Genomic DNA, 17248 nt, shown 5'->3' on the forward strand with positions numbered 1-17248 from the left:
AAGCAGCACATCCGACCCTCGGTCGGGAAACCGGCTCCCAACGGAGCCGGCACATCGTACGGCCGGTTCGGCAGACCCGGCCGAGAGTCGAATACTTGCGGCCCTCAATGGCGGGCCGAGGATCGCAAACTAGGAGAGCAGGGAAGCCTGATGGCGGAGCTTACGATCCGTCCGGAGGAGATCCGGGACGCGCTGGCCGACTTTGTCCAGTCGTACCAGCCGGACGCCGCTTCTGTGGAAGAGGTCGGCACGGTCACTGACGCGGCGGACGGCATCGCCCATGTCGAGGGTCTCCCCTCGGTCATGGCGAACGAGCTGCTGAAGTTCGAGGACGGCACGCTCGGCCTCGCGCTGAACCTCGACACCCGCGAGATCGGTGTCGTCATCCTCGGCGAGTTCGGCGGCATCGAAGAGGGCCAGACCGTGCGCCGCACGGGCGAGGTCCTGTCGGTCCCGGTCGGCGACGGCTACCTCGGCCGCGTCGTGGACCCGCTGGGCAACCCGATCGACGGCCTGGGCGAGATCGCCGCCACCGGCCGCCGCGCCCTGGAGCTGCAGGCCCCCGGCGTCATGGTCCGCAAGTCGGTCCACGAGCCGATGCAGACCGGTATCAAGGCCATCGACGCGATGACCCCGATCGGCCGCGGCCAGCGTCAGCTGATCATCGGCGACCGCCAGACCGGCAAGACCGCCGTGGCGATCGATACGATCATCAACCAGCGTGACAACTGGCGCTCGGGCGACCCGAAGAAGCAGGTCCGCTGCATCTACGTCGCCGTGGGCCAGAAGGGCTCCACCATCGCGTCCGTCCGCGGCGCCCTGGAGGAGGCCGGCGCGCTGGAGTACACCACGATCGTGGCCGCTCCCGCCTCCGACCCGGCCGGCTTCAAGTACCTCGCCCCGTACACCGGTTCGGCCATCGGCCAGGAGTGGATGTACGACGGCAAGCACGTCCTCATCATCTTCGACGACCTGTCGAAGCAGGCCGAGGCCTACCGCTCCGTCTCCCTGCTGCTGCGCCGCCCGCCGGGCCGCGAGGCCTACCCGGGTGACGTCTTCTACCTGCACTCCCGCCTGCTGGAGCGCTGCGCGAAGCTCTCCGACGAGCTGGGCGCGGGCTCGATGACCGGTCTGCCGATCATCGAGACCAAGGCCAACGACGTCTCGGCGTACATCCCGACCAACGTCATCTCCATCACCGACGGCCAGTGCTTCCTGGAGTCCGACCTGTTCAACGCCGGCATCCGCCCGGCCGTGAACGTCGGCATCTCGGTCTCCCGCGTCGGTGGCTCGGCCCAGATCAAGGCGATGAAGTCGGTCGCCGGCCGTCTGCGCCTGGACCTCGCCCAGTACCGCGAGCTGGAGGCCTTCGCCGGCTTCGGCTCCGACCTGGACGCGGCCTCCAAGGCCCAGCTGGAGCGCGGTGCGCGCATGGTCGAGCTGCTGAAGCAGGGCCAGTACCAGCCGTTCCCGGTCGAGGAGCAGGTCGTCTCCATCTGGGCCGGCACCACCGGCAAGCTGGACGACGTCCCGGTCGCGGACATCCGCCGCTTCGAGCGCGAGTTCCTGGACCACCTGCGCCTGCAGCACAAGGACCTGCTGGCCGGCATCGTCGAGACCAGCAAGCTGGAGGACGGCACCATCGACGCTCTCACCAGCGCGATCGCCGCCTTCAAGCAGGGCTTCACCACCGCCGACGGCAAGCTCCTCGGCGAGCAGGCCTGAGTCCGGTAGCGAGGGAAAGGACGTAACGACCCATGGGAGCACAGCTTCGGGTCTACAAGCGCCGGATCCGCTCTGTCACCGCGACGAAGAAGATCACCAAGGCGATGGAGATGATCTCCGCGGCGCGCATCGGCAAGGCGCAGCGCGCGGTGGCCGCCTCCACCCCGTACGCCGATGAGCTCACCCGGGCGGTGACGGCGGTGGCCACCCGGTCCAACGCCAAGCACCCGCTCACCACCGAGAACCCGAACGCCACCCGCGCCGCCGTCCTGCTGATCACGGCGGACCGCGGCCTGGCCGGCGGTTACTCGTCCAACGCCATCAAGGCCTCGATGGTGCTCTCCGAGCGCCTGCGCGGCGAGGGCAAGGACGTCGTGACCTACATCGTGGGCCGCAAGGGTCTGTCCTACTACACCTTCCGCAACCTCGCGGTGGGCCAGTCGTGGACGGGCTTCTCGGACAAGCCGGGCTACGGCGACGCGAAGGTCGTGGCGGCCGAGCTGATCGAGGCCTTCACGGCCGAGACCGGCGGCGTGGACGAGATCCACATCGTCTCCACCGAGTTCGTGTCGATGCTGACGCAGAACGCGGTCGAGGCGCGGCTGCTGCCGCTGAAGCTGGACGAGGTCCAGCAGGGCGAGCAGCCGGCCAAGGCGGAGATCTTCCCGCTGTACGACTTCGAGCCGTCGGCCGAGGGCGTCCTCGACGCCCTGCTGCCGCGGTACGTCGAGAGCCGGATCTACAGCGCGCTGCTTCAGTCCGCCGCCTCCGAGCACGCCGCACGCCGGCGCGCGATGAAGAGCGCGACGGACAACGCCGGCGAGCTCATCAAGTCGCTCACGCGGCTTGCCAACTCGGCCCGTCAGGCCGAGATCACCCAGGAAATCAGCGAGATCGTCGGTGGCGCCAACGCCCTCGCCGACGCTAGCCGCGGGAGCGAATGAGTATGACCACCACTGTTGAGCCGACCACGGCGACGGGCCGCGTCGCGCGGGTCATCGGCCCGGTCGTCGACGTGGAGTTCCCCGTCGACGCCATTCCGAACATGTTCAACGCCCTGCACGTCGAGGTGGACAACCCCGACGGCTCGGGCAAGAAGATCCTCACCCTCGAGGTCGCCCAGCACCTCGGCGACGGCCTGGTCCGCGGCATCTCGATGCAGCCGACCGACGGCCTGGTCCGTGGCGCGCAGGTCACCGACACCGGTGCCGCCATCTCCGTGCCGGTCGGCCAGATCACCAAGGGCAAGGTCTTCAACGCCCTCGGTGAGGTGCTGAACGTCGACAAGGCCGAGTTCGAGTCGCAGGTCGAGGTCCGGTGGCCCATCCACCGCAAGGCCCCGAACTTCTCCGAGCTCGAGTCGAAGACCGAGATGTTCGAGACCGGCATCAAGGTCATCGACCTCCTCACCCCGTACGTCCAGGGTGGCAAGATCGGTCTGTTCGGTGGTGCCGGTGTCGGCAAGACCGTTCTGATCCAGGAGATGATCTACCGCGTCGCCGAGAACTTCGGTGGTGTGTCGGTGTTCGCCGGCGTCGGCGAGCGCACCCGTGAGGGCAACGACCTCATCCACGAGATGGTCGACTCGGGCGTTCTGGACAAGACCGCGCTGGTCTTCGGCCAGATGGACGAGCCGCCGGGCACCCGTCTGCGCGTCGCGCTCTCCGCGCTGACCATGGCGGAGTACTTCCGTGACGTCGAGAAGCAGGACGTGCTCCTCTTCATCGACAACATCTTCCGGTTCACCCAGGCCGGTTCCGAGGTGTCGACCCTGCTCGGCCGCATGCCCTCCGCGGTGGGCTACCAGCCGAACCTGGCCGACGAGATGGGCCTCCTGCAGGAGCGCATCACCTCGACCCGCGGTCACTCGATCACCTCGATGCAGGCGATCTACGTCCCCGCGGACGACCTGACCGACCCGGCCCCGGCCACCACCTTCGCCCACCTGGACGCGACGACCGTTCTGTCGCGCCCGATCTCGGAGAAGGGCATCTACCCGGCCGTCGACCCGCTGGACTCCACGTCCCGCATCCTCGACCCGCGGTACATCGCGCAGAACCACTACGAGACGGCCATCCGTGTCAAGGGGATCCTGCAGAAGTACAAGGACCTGCAGGACATCATCGCCATCCTCGGTATGGACGAGCTGTCCGAGGAAGACAAGATCACGGTGCACCGCGCCCGTCGCATCGAGCGCTTCCTCTCGCAGAACACCTACGTGGCCAAGCAGTTCACCGGCGTCGACGGCTCGACCGTTCCGCTGTCGGAGACCATCGAGGCGTTCAACGCGATCGCGGACGGCAAGTACGACACCGTCCCGGAGCAGGCCTTCTTCATGTGCGGTGGCATCGAGGACCTCGAGAAGAACGCCGCCGAGCTGGCGAAGAAGTAATCGCGGCCGGTAGCAGCCGAGTGACCGTGAGGGGTGGGCCCCAACCCTGGGACCCACCCCTCGCGTCGCATCGGCTGTGATTCCGGTCAAATCCGTGCCGCCGGTTTCATGCCGGAGGCGCGGGGCCGTTATTCTTACCGAAACTCCCGAGTAATCGGGGATTGCATGAGCCTAGGAGCCCACGTTGGCTGAGCTGCACGTCGAGCTGGTCGCAGCCGACCGCAAGGTGTGGTCCGGTGCGGCCACCATCGTCGTCGCCCGTACGGCCTCCGGTGACACCGGCATCATGCCGGGTCACACCCCGGTGCTGAGCGTGCTGGAGACCGGCCCGGTCACCATCCGCACGGTGGACGGCGGCACCGTCGTCGCCGCGGTGCACGGCGGCTTCATCTCCTTCGCCGACAACAAGCTGTCTCTGCTCGCGGAGATCGCCGAGCTGGCGGACGAGATCGACGTCGCTCGCGCCGAGCGCGCGCTGGAGCAGGCCAAGTCCGACCTGGACGCGCACGCCGAGCGTCGCGCCGAGGTCCGCCTGTTCGCGGCGCGCGGCCTCAAGGCGCACGTCTGAGTACGCCTGACCCCGCCTCGGCGGGGTCGACCGACGGTCCCGGGGACGCGCGAGCGTGACCCCGGGACTGTCGTCTCAGTTGGTAGGTCAACGCGGTCGCCTTGTACGACCGATACGGGGAACGCGGGTAGCGAGGAGGTAGGTGAGCATGGTCCTCGCCCTCGTGGTGTGTGCGGCGGTCGTGGCACTCGGTGTGATCGGCCTGGTCGCGTTCGCGGTACGGCGCCGCCTCATCCAGCGGGTGGGCGGCACGTTCGACTGCAGCTACCGGCTCAAAATGCCCGCCGACGCCTCGACGCAGCCCGACCTCGACGAGAACGGCAAACCCACCTCGGCCCCGGTCCCACAGACCGACGGCAAGGGGTGGGTTTTTGGTATCGGCCGGTACAGCGGCGACTCGATCGAGTGGTTCCGGGTCTTCTCGTACGCCCCGCGCCCGCGCAAGGTGCTCCCGCGCCGGGAGATCGAGGTGCTCGGCCGGCGCTACCCGGAGGGCCAGGAGGAGCTCGCCCTGCTCTCCGGCTCGGTGGTGCTGCGCTGCCTGCACAACGGCGCCCCGCTGGAGCTCGCGATGAGCGAGGACGCGCTCACCGGCTTCCTCGCCTGGCTGGAGGCGGCGCCGCCCGGACAGAGGGTCAACGTCGCCTAGGGTCGACGGGCGCCTGGGGTTAACGGCGCTTAACCGGCCCGGCTAGTCTGGCCGCATGGTCAATCTGACGCGCATCTACACCCGTACCGGCGACGACGGCACCACCGCGCTCGGTGACATGAGCCGGACCACCAAGACCGACCCGCGGCTGGTCGCGTACGCCGACGCCAACGAGGCGAACGCGGCGATCGGCGTGGCCATCGCCGCCGGGGCGCTGGCGCCGGACGTCGTCGCGGTGCTCACCCGGATCCAGAACGACCTGTTCGACGTCGGCGCGGACCTCGCGACGCCCGTGGTCGAGAACCCGGAGTACCCGCCGCTGCGGGTCCTGCAGTCCTACATCGACCGGCTCGAAGGCGACTGCGACCACTACCTGGAGCAGCTGGAGAAGCTGCGCAGCTTCATCCTCCCCGGCGGCACGGCCGGCGCGGCCTACCTGCACCTGGCCTGCACGGTGGTGCGGCGGGCCGAGCGGGCCACCTGGACGGCGATCGAGACGCACGGGGACACCGTCAACCCGCTGACCGCCAAGTACCTCAACCGGCTCTCGGACCTGCTGTTCATCCTGGCCAGGGCGGCCAACAAGGAGCGCGGCGACGTCCTGTGGGTGCCGGGGGAGAACCGCTAGCGTCCTAGGGCAGCGGGGCCTTCTCCGGGGCGGGCTGCTCGACCGGCCGGCCGTCGACGACCGTCACGCCGGCCGGGGCCTCCTTGGGCCACTTCGAGTAGCAGCCGGCCACGACGACGTTGACGACGGCCGCGATGCCCAGCTTCCAGTACCACTGGGCGAAGGTGCTGAAGTGGGCGCTGCCCGCGGAGAGCGGGACGAGGAGGCTGATCAGGCTCAGGGTGATCGCGGCCGAGACGACCGTGCGCCAGGCGATCCGCCACTCGTGCGTGGTCCGCTCCGGGCCGTACTTGGGGGCGGGCAGCGGCTTGGGGCCGCCGGCGAAGCGGTGCAGGAAGTGCCGGTCGGCCCAGGCGACCAGCGAGGGCCCGTAGCCGACCGAGAAACCGGCGTAGCTCGCCGCCAGTGCGTGCATCCAGCCCGCCTCGGCGCCGCCCCGCAGGTTCAGGACGGTGAGCGCGTACAGCGCGAGGTCCACCACCGGGAGGCCGATCAGCAGCGCGGTGCTGGTGCGGCGCCACCGCAGCAGGTAGCGGGCGCTGAGGCCGAGGCCGAGCACGATCCACCAGGAGATCTCGGCCGCGACGATGAGGGTGACGATCACGTTCTGCTCCCGGACTGGTCGGCGGTGGTACCAGCCTCGTGTGCGGGCGCGCTCGCGTCGTCGTCGTGGAGTGCCGTCCCCGCGTGCATCTTTCGATGTAGCCGGATCCTCCGTGGACCGGAGCGGCGCGGTCCGCCGGGGATGGTGAGATGGGAGGGTGCTCCGTCCGTCCCTCTCACCACGCGCGCTGGACCGGCTGATCGCCCTCTGCGGGCTGCTCGGCGGTGCGGTGCTGATCGCCTTCAAGGTGTACGACCGGCCCGACGACCTCCCGCTGTGGGCCGTCGTGGCGCCGCTGCTCGTGATGGCCGCGCTGGAGCTGGTGCGGCGGCGCAGGCCGGTGCTGGCGGTCTCCCTCGGCGGGCTCGCCTTCGCGGGCAGCATCCTCGCGGGCAGCCTGCTGGCGACGACCATCATGTACACCGACCTGCTGTACGCGGCGGTGATCTACGGGTCCGCGCGGATGTCGCGGATCCTGCACCTGACCGGCGGCGCCACCGTGCTGGTGCTCTCCACGCTGGCGCTGATCTACAGCGGGACGCCGGCCGGGCTGCTCGTCGTGGTGGTCACCTCGCTGGTCTTCCTGGCGCCGGTGTGGACCGGGGACGTGGTGCGCAAGCACCGGCAGGAGGCGGAGACCGAGCGGCTGCGCGCCGAACAGACCGCGCTGCTCTCGGAGATGGACCGCCGCGAGGCCATCGTCACCGAACGGGCCCGGATGGCACGGGAGTTGCACGACGTGGTGGCCAACCACCTGTCGGCGATCGCGATCCACGCGACCGGCGCGCAGTCCGTCGCCCGGCGCCAGCGGCGGGCCGAGGACGACCCGCTGGTCGAGGTGCTCGCCGTGATCCGGGAGAACAGCGTCCAAGGATTGGCCGAAATGCGTCGCATGATCGGACTGCTCCGGCACAGCGGCGGGGGCGAGGCCGACGAGTCCTACGCGGCGCCCGACCTCGCCGCGGTGGACGCGCTGCTGACGAAGGCCCGCGCGGCCGGCCGGGACGTCGGGCTGGAGTTCGAGCTGAGCGAGCACGGCGAGCGCGGCGAGCTGCCGGTGCCGGTGGGCCTGGCCGCGTACCGGATCGTGCAGGAGTCGCTGACCAACGCGCTCAAGCACGCCGGGCCCGGCCTGGTGCGGCTGCGGCTGGACTTCGGGGCGGGGGAGCTGCGGATCGCCGTCGACAGCCCGTACCGCGCCGAGGAAGGCCGCGGGCTGCCGGGGGCGCGGGCCGGGCTGGTGGGCATGTCGGAGCGGGCCGGGCTGCTTGGCGGCAGTTTCGAGGCGGGGCCGCGGGACGGGAACTGGAGCGTGCGCGCGGTGCTGCCGCACGGCCGGGGGAGCGAAGGGAACGAGGGACGCGCGTGACGATTCGGGTGCTGGTGGCCGAGGACCAGGCCGCGGTGCGGGCGGCGCTGGTGATGATCCTGCGGGCCGAGCCGGACGTCGAGGTGGTCGGACAGGCCGCCGACGGCGAGGAGGCCGTCCGGCTGGCCCTGGAGCTGCGGCCGGACGTGGTGCTGATGGACGTGCAGATGCCGCGCCTGGACGGCGTCTCGGCGACCCGCGAGGTGGTGGCCGCCGGCGCGGCCCAGGTGCTCGTGCTGACCACCTTCGACCTGGACGAGTACGTGTACGGCGCGCTGCGGGCCGGCGCGGCCGGCTTCCTGCTCAAGGACCTGGAGGCGGACACCCTCGTCGAGGGCATCCGGACGGTGGCGCGCGGGGACGGCATGCTGGCGCCCTCGGTGACCAGGCGGCTGATCGGCACCTTCGCCCGGCCGGACCGGGCGGTGGGGCCGGACACCCGGGAGGCGGTGGCCGGGCTCACCCCGCGCGAGCGCGAGGTGCTGGCCTGCATCGGCGCCGGGCTGTCGAACGGGGAGATCGCCGCCCGGCTCGCGATGGCGGAGGCGACCACGAAGACGCACGTCAGCCGGATCCTCGCGAAGCTGCGGCTGCGCAGCCGGGTGCAGGCGGCGATCCTGGCGCAGGACCTCGGGCTGATGATCTGACCGTCGCACCGACGATCGGCCGGGCTGATTGGTTCACCTGACCAGGTCGGTTGCAGATCACACTCCCGATTGCTATTGCACGGACGAAATGGGCGTTAGAGTCCCCGCCAGAGCGACGCGGCTCTACCGGGCGGCGACCCCTGCCCTGAGCCGCTTTCAGGGCCCGCCCGCGAGGCGGCGACGGCATCGGGAGACCCGCCATGAGCAATGCGTCCAGCAAGCAGATCGCCGTGATCGGTGCCGGCCTGATGGGCGCCGGCATCGCCCAGGTGTCGGCCCAGGCCGGCCACCCGGTGGTGTTGCGGGACGTCACCGACGAGGCGCTGCAGCGCGGTCTCGCCGGCATCCGCGCCTCGTACGAGAAGTTCGTCGCCAAGGGCCGGATGAGCGCGGAGGACGCCGAGGCCGCCCTCGGCCGGATCACCACCACCACCGACCTGGGCGCCGTCGCCGGGGCCGACATCGTGGTCGAGGCCGTGTTCGAGAAGCTGGAGGTCAAGGAGGCCGTCTTCCGCGAGCTCGACAAGCTCGCCAAGGACGGCGCCGTGCTCGCCTCCAACACCTCCGCCATCCCGATCACCCGGATCGCCGCCGCCACCCGGCGCCCGGAGTCCGTCATCGGCGTGCACTTCTTCTCGCCGGTGCCGCTGATGAAGCTGGTCGAGCTGGTGCGCGGCTACAAGACCAGCGACGAGACGCTGGCCACCGCCCGCGCCTTCGCCGAGGGCGTCGGCAAGGAGGTTGTGGTGGTCAACCGCGACGTGGCCGGCTTCGTCACCACCCGCCTGATCACCGCCCTGGTCGTCGAGGCCGCCAAGCTGTACGAGACGGGCGTGGCGACCGCCGAGGACATCGACAAGGCCTGCCGCCTCGGCTTCGGCCACCCGATGGGCCCGCTGGAGACCGCCGACCTGACCGGCGTCGACATCCTGCTGCACGCCGCCCGCAACATCTACGAGGAGACCCAGGACGAGAAGTTCGCCGCCCCGGAGGTCATGGCCCGCATGGTCACCGCCGGCGACCTCGGCCGCAAGAGCGGCCGCGGCTTCTACGGGCACGAGGGCAAGTAACCCACGGGCCGCGGGGCCGGGCGGGCCGGGCGATCGAGCATCGTAGGACCCGCCCCGCCCGGGGCGGGTGAGTTTCCTCACGCCGGGTGCCGCAGACGGGTGATTTGGGCGGTAATCGAGCGTAGGTGTGGAGACTACCTGCGTATATTCCCTCGGACGAGTGAAGTTGCTTCAGATCTGACCGCAACCAGCAACCTGCGGTGCTGGTTCGCCGTCAGATGAGGGGCCCAGGTTTGAACGACGGGCGGCCGGCCCGGGCGCGCGGCCCGTCGCCGTTCGGCGCAGCAGGCGGGCCTCCGGACGAGGGGCCACGGCCCGCCCGGGCGGCCACCCCGCTCCCCGGCCCGGCACGGCCGGGGCGGACCCACACCCCCGACACCGGGACCGGCCAGGCGAAGGAGGAGGAGAGCATGCGCATCACCGGCGACCACAGGGCGCTGGCCATCGAGGGCCGCCTCGACGTGCGCACCGCCGCCGACGCGCGGGCCCGGCTCCACCAGGCCGTCGACACCGGCCTCGGCGACCTCGTGCTCGACCTCGCCCGCCTGGAGTTCTGGGACGCCACCGGCCTCGGCGTCATCATGGGCACCCACCGCCGGGCCGGCCGGATCGGCCGCCGGCTCGTGCTGCGCTCCGTCCCGGCCCAGCTCCAGCGGCTGCTGGTGGCCACCAAGCTGCACCGCATCCTCGCCGTGGACGGCGGCGTCGCCGAGGCGCACGGGGTCGGTCTCTGAAGCACGCCGAAGGGGCTCCGGAAGGGGCTCCGAACGCGCTCCGGAAAGCGCTCCGGGGGCGCACGAGGCCCTCGTGGGGCGCGCGTGACGGGACGGCGCTGCACACGCGGGGCCGGATGTGCGAGAGTCTGCCCGTCAGAAGACGGCCGCCGCAGCCGGGCCATGCCCGCCCGGTCCCCGCACGGCCGCGACCGAGACGTCAGCCGGCCGGCGCGGCACGCCGGCGGCCGAGCACGATGCGGAGCAGAACGTGGCACAGCCAACCGGTGAGTTCCGGCAGGAGGCCGTCCGCGCCCGCAGTGGCGAGCTGGTCTCCGGCGCTCTGCTGGTGGGCGTCGGCGCGCCGGACGGCTCCGAGGCCCGGCCCTGCCCCGAGGAGTGGCGCCCGCGCCCCCGCCGGGTGCTGCGCAGCGAGCCCGCCCGCGGACCCGTCGGCGGCGTCGAGCGGGCGGTCGGCCCGCTCGCCCTCGGTGCCGGGCCCGCCGACCTGCCGCTGCTCGACCGCGAGGCGGACGTCGCCGAACTCCTCGGCCTGCTCGCCGAGGGCCGCTCGATACGCCTGGTCGGCCAGGCCGGCTCCGGTCGCAGCGCCCTGCTGTCGGCCGTCGCCGAGGCCGCCGCCGACCTCGCCCCCGGCGGCGTCGTCCAGCTCTGCGGCCACCGCCGCACGACCGCCGACGTGCTCCAGGAGCTGTTCGCCGCCACCCACCACGCCCCCGGCTACCGCCCCGACCCGGCCCAGCTGGCCGCGCACCTCGCCGACGTCGGCGCGATCGTCGTGATCGACGGCGCCGAACCCTCCGGCGCCGAGCTGGAGGAGCTGCTCTCCGCCGCCCCCCGCTGCGCCTTCCTGATCTCGGTCGACCCCGCCGCCCCGCCGCTGTCGGCCGGCTCCCGGCTCCAGGACCACCCCGTCGCCGGACTCTCGCGCGCCGCCTGCCTCGCGCTCGCCGCCCGGCTGGCCGGGCGGCCGCTGGACGTCGCCGAGAAGGCCTGGGCGGTCGACCTCTGGTTCGAGTCCGAGGGACTGCCGCTGCGCTTCGTCCAGGCCGCCGCGCTGCTGCGCCAGCGGGACGTGGCGGTGGACGCGCTGGTCGCCGCCGAGGAGGACCGCCTGGACGTCTTCGGCGCGGTCGACGGGCCCGTCCACGACCCCGACCCGGCCGTCCGCGAGGGTGCGCTGCGCCGGACCGTGCCGCTGCCGTCCGTCGCCGAGACCGCCTCGCCCGCCGTCCGGCTCGCCGAGGGGCTGAGCGAGCCCGCGCAGGCCGTGCTGCGGCTCGCCGTGGCACTCGGCGGCGAGTGCCCGACCGCGCCGCACCTGCCCGCGCTGATCGACGTCGGCCAGGGCGAGAGCGCGCTCGCCGAGCTCGCCGACGCCGGGCTCGCGGTGTCCATCGGCGGCCACCACCGGCTGACCGCCGGGGCGCTCGAACTGCTCCTCCCGCACTGGCCGGCGCGCGGCAGCGTCGACGGCGCGGCGCAGCACTTCGCCTGGTGGGTCGGGCACAGCTCGGTGTCGCTCGGGCAGATCGCGGCCGAGGCGGAGGTGGTGATCGGCGTCCTGCTGGCCGACCGCACCGCCGGGCGCCACGAGGCCGTCGTCCGGCTGGCCAGGGCCGCCGCCCCCGCGCTGGCCCTGTCGCTGCGCTGGGGGGCCTGGGAGCGGGCGCTGCAGCTGGGTCTGGAGGCCGCCAGGCGGACCGCCTCCAAGGCCGACGAGGCCTGGTTCCACCACGAGTTGGGCGTCTACGCGATCTGTGCGCAGGAACCGTCCCAGGCGATCGCCGAGCTGGAGACCGCGCTCACGCTGCGGGCCGTCGTCGGCGAGCAGCGCGGGGTCGCGGCGGCGCGCCGGATGCTCGACCTGCTGCGGGCCGAGGGCCGCCAACTGCCGGGCGCCCAGCCCGTGGCGGCGCCTGCGCGCGGTCCGGTGATCCGCAAGATCGCGGCCAGGGTGCCGTCCGGGTTGCGGTCGAGCCGGCGCCGGCGGGTGGTCGTCGCGTCGGCGGCGGTGCTCACGCTCGGGGTGCTCAGCACGGCGGTGGCGATGAGCGTCACCGGGCCGGGGGAGCAGCGGACCAACGACCCGCACAGCCGGCTCGACCAGGACGACACCGGCACCGGCGGGCAGGTCCCGCTGCCGCACTCCAGCACCGGCGCCGCCACGACGGCCGGCGCGGACGCCCCGGGCAGCAGCCCGGCGGCGAACGGGACCAGCCCGGAGCCCTCGGCGAGCGGCAGTGCGACGCACTCGCCGACCGCGTCGGCGTCGGCCTCGGCGACGGCGTCGAAGAAGCCGAGCCGCTCGCCCGGCGCGACGGGGTCGGACGCCCCGCAGCAGCCGCAGCCGCCCGCTCCGGGCGACCCGCAGCCGCCGACGCAGCAGCCGGGGCCCGGGCCGCAGCAGCCGCCCGTGACCCACCCGAGCCAGCCGCCGGCGCCGAGCAGTTCGCCGACGTCCTCGACCCCGAGTCCCACGTCCTCGCCTCAGCCGACGACGCCGGCACCGACCGGATCGGGCACCCCGACCGCGAAGCCGACGACCTGAGGCGTCAGAACAGCTTCAGCTTGTCGTCGTCGATGCCGCGCAGCTCGTCGTAGTCCAGGACCACGCAGCCGATGCCCCGGTCGGTGGCCAGCACGCGGGCCTGGGGCTTGATCTCCTGGGCGGCGAAGACGCCCTTGACCGGGGCCAGCAGCGGGTCCCGGTTGAGGAGTTCGAGGTAGCGGGTGAGCTGCTCGACGCCGTCGATCTCGCCGCGGCGCTTGATCTCGACGGCGACCGTCGCCCCGTCGGAGTCGCGGCACAGGATGTCGACCGGGCCGATCGCGGTCGGGTACTCGCGGCGGATCAGCGACCAGCCGGCGCCGAGCACCTCCATGCGGTCCGCCAGCAGCTCCTGGAGGTGTGCCTCGACGCCGTCCTTGATCAGGCCCGGGTCGACCCCGAGCTCGTGGGACGAGTCGTGCAGCACCTCCTCCAGGGTGATGATGAGCTTCTCGCCGGCCTTGTTCTCCACCGTCCAGACCCCGTCGGCCTCCTTGAGGACGCACGGCGGGGACATCCAGTTGAGCGGCTTGTAGGCGCGGTCGTCGGCGTGGATGCTGACGCTGCCGTCGGCCTTGACCAGGATGAGCCTGGTGGCGGAGGGCAGATGGGCGGAGAGCCGACCGGCATAGTCGACTGAGCAGCGGGCAATTACGAGACGCACGGTCGACCACGCTAGCCCACCGGGGCCAGTTGATGCGATTCCGCGACGACGGGGTGAAGGAAGCGCGAACCCCGCGAACATGGAGGTTCGGCGATTCCGGGGATGCCTCCCGCGGTCTGGCGCCCCTACGCTGGGGTCGCTACCGTGTGTGACGGCATGCGTGCGGGGCCGCTGTCAACGGGGATGGAGACTTCAGATGAACGATCCGACAGGATCCGGCCATTCTGGTGCACCACGGCGTATTTACGGAGCAATCCCTAGGAACCACCGGCCTGGCCCGCCGTTGACTGACACGCTGTTCTGAAGCGGTCGGTATCCGGGACGTTACGTCCAGTGGTGCCGCCGCACCCTTCGCACGGCGCCGGAAACAGCCGTTCCGTCGCTGTTCCGGACATCCCGTGCGATTTCGCCCACCCTCACTGTGAGCTTCGGACCACGCACCACCACCCGCGCGCCGCGCGCGGGTGGTCCGCGAGAGGAGAATCCATGTCGCTCGACGTCTCACCGGCCCTGCTCGAAAAGGCCGAGCGGGGCGAGGTCGACGAGCGGGAATTCGTCGACTGCGTCCGCGTCTCGCTGCCGTACGCCTGGAACCTGATCAGCTCGCTGGTCGCCCAGGCCAAGGTCGACGGCACCGATTTCGCCGACAACCAGGTACCGCCGCCCAGCGAGCAGGCCCGCGGCCAGCTCCTGCGGGCGCTCGCCAGCGACGCCATCCGGGGTGCCCTGCAGCGGCACTTCGGGGTCCGGCTGGCCTTCCAGAACTGTCACCGGGTGGCGGTGTTCCTGCCGTCCGACGCCAACGAGGCGCGGTTCGACCGCTTCACGTCCGTCCGGGAGCAGCTGCTCAACCAGTCCGAGGAACTGCGGGACTGCTGATCGACCCGCTCACGGCGGCGCCGGAACGCCGTCGGCCCCTCCCCCGGTGCGGGGGGAGGGGGCGGCGCGGTTCGGTCCGGCCGGGCGGTGCGGCTCAGCTCAGTTGCGGGAGCACCTCCGAACCGAGCCGGGCGATGTTGTGCAGGGTCGCCTCGCGGTCGCCGCTGCCCTCGGCGAGCAGCGCGAAGCGGCGGATGCCGGTCCGCTCGGCGGTGGCCAGCAGACGGTCGGCGCACTGCTTCGGGGTGCCCACCGCGTGCAGGTCGCACAGGAACTCGGTGTACTGGTGCGGGTCGCGCATCTTGCGCTCCCGGCCGTCCACGGTGCGGTGGGCGCCGAGCCCGTACTCGAACCAGCCCGGCATCGCGCTCAGCAGCGTGGCCCGCGCCGTCGAGGTGCGGTCGTCGACCTGGGCCACGCCGGCCGCGACGTGCCGGCGGTTGATCCGGCGCAGCTGCTCCTCGTCGCGTCCGGCGGCCAGCCAGGCGCTGCGGTACAGCTCCAGCATGTTCAGCTTGTCGTCGTCGCCCGAGTGCATGCCCAGCAGCATCGGTAGGCCGCGTTCGGCGGCGAGTCTGACCCCGGCCGGGGACGTGCACGCGACGACCACCGGCGGGCCGGCCACCGGCCGTCCGGCGGGGGTGAGTTCGTCGCCCGCGCCGAGGCTCGCACCCGCCCCCTCGACGTCCTGGCGCTGACGCGGCAGGCGCACCCGGCCGCCGGGGTCGCCGAGGCCCAGCCAGGCGCCCAGCCCGGGCCGGCGCAGCGGCTCGGTCGCCCGCGGGACGACGGCGACCTCGGGGAAGGCGAACTGCGGCCCGTCCGCGCCGACCCGGGAGCCGCGCAGCCAGCGCAGCAGCAGGTCCAGCCGCTCCGGGAAGCCGTTCTCGAAGGCGTCCACGCCGCTGCCGAACACGTCCAGGTCGATCCACGGGCCGCCGCGGCCCACCCCGAGCGTGAAGCGCCCGCCGGAGGTGAGGTGCAGCAGCGCGGCCTGCTCGCCGAGCGCCACCGGGTGGGCGGTGGACAGCACGCTGACGGCGGTGCCGACGCCGATCCGGCGGGTGCGGCCGAGCAGCAGGGCGGCGAGCGTGGCGGCGTTCGGGCAGACCCCGTACGGGACGAAGTGGTGTTCGGCCAGCCAGACGCTGTCCAGGCCCGCGCGTTCGGCCTCGACGGCGGCGCGCACGGTGCGGTCGAGCGCCTCCCCGTGGCTCTGCCCGGGGAACTGCGCGGAGAGCATGAAGGCGCCGACCCGGATCGGTGCGGTGTCCGCGGGGAACGCGGCGGCCCGCTGCGCGGCGGGCAGCGGATCGCCGGCGGCGGCCGTCACCGGGGGGACGGTGGTCAGCGCGGGCCCGGGGGCGGGCGGCCGGACCCCGACGGGCCGACGGGTCTCGGCGCGGGCGGTGGTCTTGGACATCGGTGGGCCTCCTCGGGTGCGCGCAGGGTCTGCGGGCCCCGCCTGTTCCCCTTGTGGGTATCGGATGTCATGTGCCAATGGCACGCCGAACCACGAATTTCGGGGAAGATCGGGTGGATCTCGCCGGAAACCCCGAACCGGCGCGTGATGCCGTGATAGAGGCTCTCGGGGGTCGTGCCCGGCCGTAGGCTGGAACGGTCCCGAGCCACCGGAGAGAGGTAGTCGCCGTGTCGCCCCGCCACAACCGGATCAAGAGCGCCGCCCACCGGGCGGACGAACCGGCCGCCCCGCTGGGCGGTTCGCTGCGCCGCACCGAGAGCTACCAGGGCGACGACTGGGTGGTCCAGACGGTCGCCGGGACGTCCGGGCGCAGCTACCGCTGCCCGGGCTGCGACCAGGAGATCCCGTCCGGGGTCGGCCACGTGGTCGCCTGGCCGATGCACGGCGCCGGGGTGGACGACCGGCGGCACTGGCACCGCGCGTGCTGGGGAGCGCGGGAGCGCCGGGCCTCCAACGTGCTGCGGGGCCGCGGCGCTCCGCGGTACTGATCCGTCGCTCCGGCCGGCGGTCAACCGCCTTACGCGTCGCGGTTCTTGAGCACGAGCGCGCCGCCGGCCAGGGCGGCCAGCGTCCAGGCCAGGCAGATCGCGAAACCGGCCCACGGTCCGTACGGCTGGCCGTGCTGCTCGTACACCAGCAGCATTCGCGAGCCCGCGTAGTCCGGGAAGTAGTGCGCGAGCGTCTTGACCTTCGGCACCGCCGAGAGGATCGGCGAGAGCAGGAAGAAGAACGGCACCAGCACGCCCAGCGCGAGCGTCTGGTTGTGCAGCATCGCCGTGACGCCGGCCGAGAACAGGCAGAGCATCGTCAGGTAGAGCGCGGCGCCGAACACTGCGCGCAGCACGTTCGGTTCGCCGAGGGTGGTGGAGTGCGAGCCGAGCAGCGACTGGCCGATGAAGAAGGTGACGAAGGCCGTCACGACCGACACGGCCAGGGCCAGCGAGCCGAGGACGACGGCCTTGCCGGTGAGCAGGGTGCCGCGCTGCGGGACGGCGGCCAGGCTGACCCGGACCATGCCGGTGCTGTACTCGTTGCCGATGGCCAGCACGCCGAAGACGATGATGGCGAGCTCGCCGAGCATGATGCCGGAGAAGGCCGTGCCGGTGGCGTCGAACGGGCTCTGGTCGTTGCGCCGGAACTCGGTGAAGTTGTTGTTGGTCAGCAGGGACAGCAGCGCGCCGATGCCGACCGTGACGACGAAGGTCAGCGCGAGGGTCCAGACCGTCGAGCGGACGCTGCGGATCTTCGTCCACTCGGAGCGCAGGATCGCGGGGAAGGACGCCAT

At 72.3% G+C, this 17248-nt stretch carries 17 protein-coding genes; 13 read left to right on the top strand and 4 right to left on the bottom strand.

Annotated elements, in window-relative coordinates; all coding sequences use genetic code 11:
- Positions 1 to 150 precede the first annotated feature (150 nt).
- From atpA to ACFV4F_RS05965, 6 genes are all read left to right on the top strand, one after another.
- Positions 151 to 1725 carry a F0F1 ATP synthase subunit alpha gene (gene atpA, locus ACFV4F_RS05940; RefSeq protein ID WP_380440121.1) on the top strand — a complete coding sequence of 525 codons (1575 nt, stop codon included), beginning with the start codon at positions 151 to 153 and terminating at the stop codon, positions 1723 to 1725.
- 32 nt (positions 1726 to 1757) lie between these two features.
- On the top strand, positions 1758 to 2669 hold the full coding sequence (locus tag ACFV4F_RS05945; protein ID WP_380440123.1) for a F0F1 ATP synthase subunit gamma: 912 nt from the start codon (positions 1758 to 1760) through the stop codon (positions 2667 to 2669).
- A gap of 2 nt (positions 2670 to 2671) precedes the next feature.
- Entirely contained in the window at positions 2672 to 4117 is a 1446-nt protein-coding gene (gene atpD / locus ACFV4F_RS05950; protein ID WP_380440125.1) for a F0F1 ATP synthase subunit beta, read from the top strand.
- 184 nt (positions 4118 to 4301) lie between these two features.
- Entirely contained in the window at positions 4302 to 4685 is a 384-nt protein-coding gene (locus ACFV4F_RS05955) for a F0F1 ATP synthase subunit epsilon (protein ID WP_329927969.1), read from the top strand.
- Between the two features lie 148 nt (positions 4686 to 4833).
- A complete protein-coding gene (locus ACFV4F_RS05960; RefSeq protein WP_218201846.1) occupies positions 4834 to 5334 on the top strand; it encodes a DUF2550 domain-containing protein in 501 nt (166 codons plus the stop codon).
- A gap of 55 nt (positions 5335 to 5389) precedes the next feature.
- Entirely contained in the window at positions 5390 to 5962 is a 573-nt protein-coding gene (locus ACFV4F_RS05965; RefSeq protein ID WP_380496773.1) for a cob(I)yrinic acid a,c-diamide adenosyltransferase, read from the top strand.
- A gap of 4 nt (positions 5963 to 5966) precedes the next feature.
- Here ACFV4F_RS05965 and ACFV4F_RS05970 read toward each other — a convergent pair whose 3' ends face one another.
- Complete coding sequence (locus ACFV4F_RS05970; protein ID WP_380500580.1) at positions 5967 to 6566, bottom strand: hypothetical protein; 600 nt, start codon at positions 6564 to 6566, stop codon at positions 5967 to 5969.
- A gap of 157 nt (positions 6567 to 6723) precedes the next feature.
- On the opposite strand from ACFV4F_RS05970, the gene ACFV4F_RS05975 reads away from it, so the two are divergent.
- The 5 genes from ACFV4F_RS05975 to ACFV4F_RS05995 all read left to right on the top strand — a co-directional run bounded on the left by ACFV4F_RS05975 (position 6724) and on the right by ACFV4F_RS05995 (position 12937).
- The gene (locus tag ACFV4F_RS05975) at positions 6724 to 7935 is read left to right on the top strand and encodes a sensor histidine kinase (RefSeq protein WP_380500581.1); all 1212 of its coding nucleotides are present in this window, start codon (positions 6724 to 6726) and stop codon (positions 7933 to 7935) included.
- Positions 7932 to 8582 carry a response regulator gene (locus tag ACFV4F_RS05980; RefSeq protein ID WP_380496777.1) on the top strand — a complete coding sequence of 217 codons (651 nt, stop codon included), beginning with the start codon at positions 7932 to 7934 and terminating at the stop codon, positions 8580 to 8582. Before ACFV4F_RS05975 ends, ACFV4F_RS05980 begins: the two co-directional genes overlap by 4 nt.
- 200 nt (positions 8583 to 8782) lie before the next feature.
- The gene (locus ACFV4F_RS05985; RefSeq protein WP_380496778.1) at positions 8783 to 9652 is read left to right on the top strand and encodes a 3-hydroxyacyl-CoA dehydrogenase family protein; all 870 of its coding nucleotides are present in this window, start codon (positions 8783 to 8785) and stop codon (positions 9650 to 9652) included.
- Between the two features lie 410 nt (positions 9653 to 10062).
- The gene (locus ACFV4F_RS05990; protein ID WP_380440136.1) at positions 10063 to 10386 is read left to right on the top strand and encodes an STAS domain-containing protein; all 324 of its coding nucleotides are present in this window, start codon (positions 10063 to 10065) and stop codon (positions 10384 to 10386) included.
- Between the two features lie 250 nt (positions 10387 to 10636).
- A complete protein-coding gene (locus ACFV4F_RS05995; protein WP_380500582.1) occupies positions 10637 to 12937 on the top strand; it encodes an ATP-binding protein in 2301 nt (766 codons plus the stop codon).
- Between the two features lie 4 nt (positions 12938 to 12941).
- Here ACFV4F_RS05995 and nucS read toward each other — a convergent pair whose 3' ends face one another.
- Entirely contained in the window at positions 12942 to 13601 is a 660-nt protein-coding gene (gene nucS, locus ACFV4F_RS06000) for an endonuclease NucS (protein ID WP_355252708.1), read from the bottom strand.
- Between the two features lie 486 nt (positions 13602 to 14087).
- On the opposite strand from nucS, the gene ACFV4F_RS06005 reads away from it, so the two are divergent.
- Positions 14088 to 14480, top strand: a complete 393-nt coding sequence (locus tag ACFV4F_RS06005) for an SCO5389 family protein (RefSeq protein WP_329927961.1) — start codon at positions 14088 to 14090, stop codon at positions 14478 to 14480.
- Between the two features lie 94 nt (positions 14481 to 14574).
- Here ACFV4F_RS06005 and ACFV4F_RS06010 read toward each other — a convergent pair whose 3' ends face one another.
- The gene (locus tag ACFV4F_RS06010) at positions 14575 to 15741 is read right to left on the bottom strand and encodes an LLM class flavin-dependent oxidoreductase (protein WP_380440189.1); all 1167 of its coding nucleotides are present in this window, start codon (positions 15739 to 15741) and stop codon (positions 14575 to 14577) included.
- 389 nt (positions 15742 to 16130) lie between these two features.
- Between ACFV4F_RS06010 and ACFV4F_RS06015 the strand changes: the two genes are divergently transcribed.
- Entirely contained in the window at positions 16131 to 16451 is a 321-nt protein-coding gene (locus tag ACFV4F_RS06015; protein ID WP_380440140.1) for an ATP/GTP-binding protein, read from the top strand.
- A 29-nt stretch (positions 16452 to 16480) separates the two neighbouring features.
- Here the strand turns inward: ACFV4F_RS06015 and ACFV4F_RS06020 are convergent, their stop codons facing one another.
- A complete protein-coding gene (locus ACFV4F_RS06020) occupies positions 16481 to 17248 on the bottom strand; it encodes an ABC transporter permease subunit (RefSeq protein ID WP_380440142.1) in 768 nt (255 codons plus the stop codon).

It is taken from the genome of Kitasatospora sp. NPDC059722 (assembly GCF_042733235.1).
Classification (GTDB): Bacteria; Actinomycetota; Actinomycetes; order Streptomycetales; family Streptomycetaceae; genus Kitasatospora.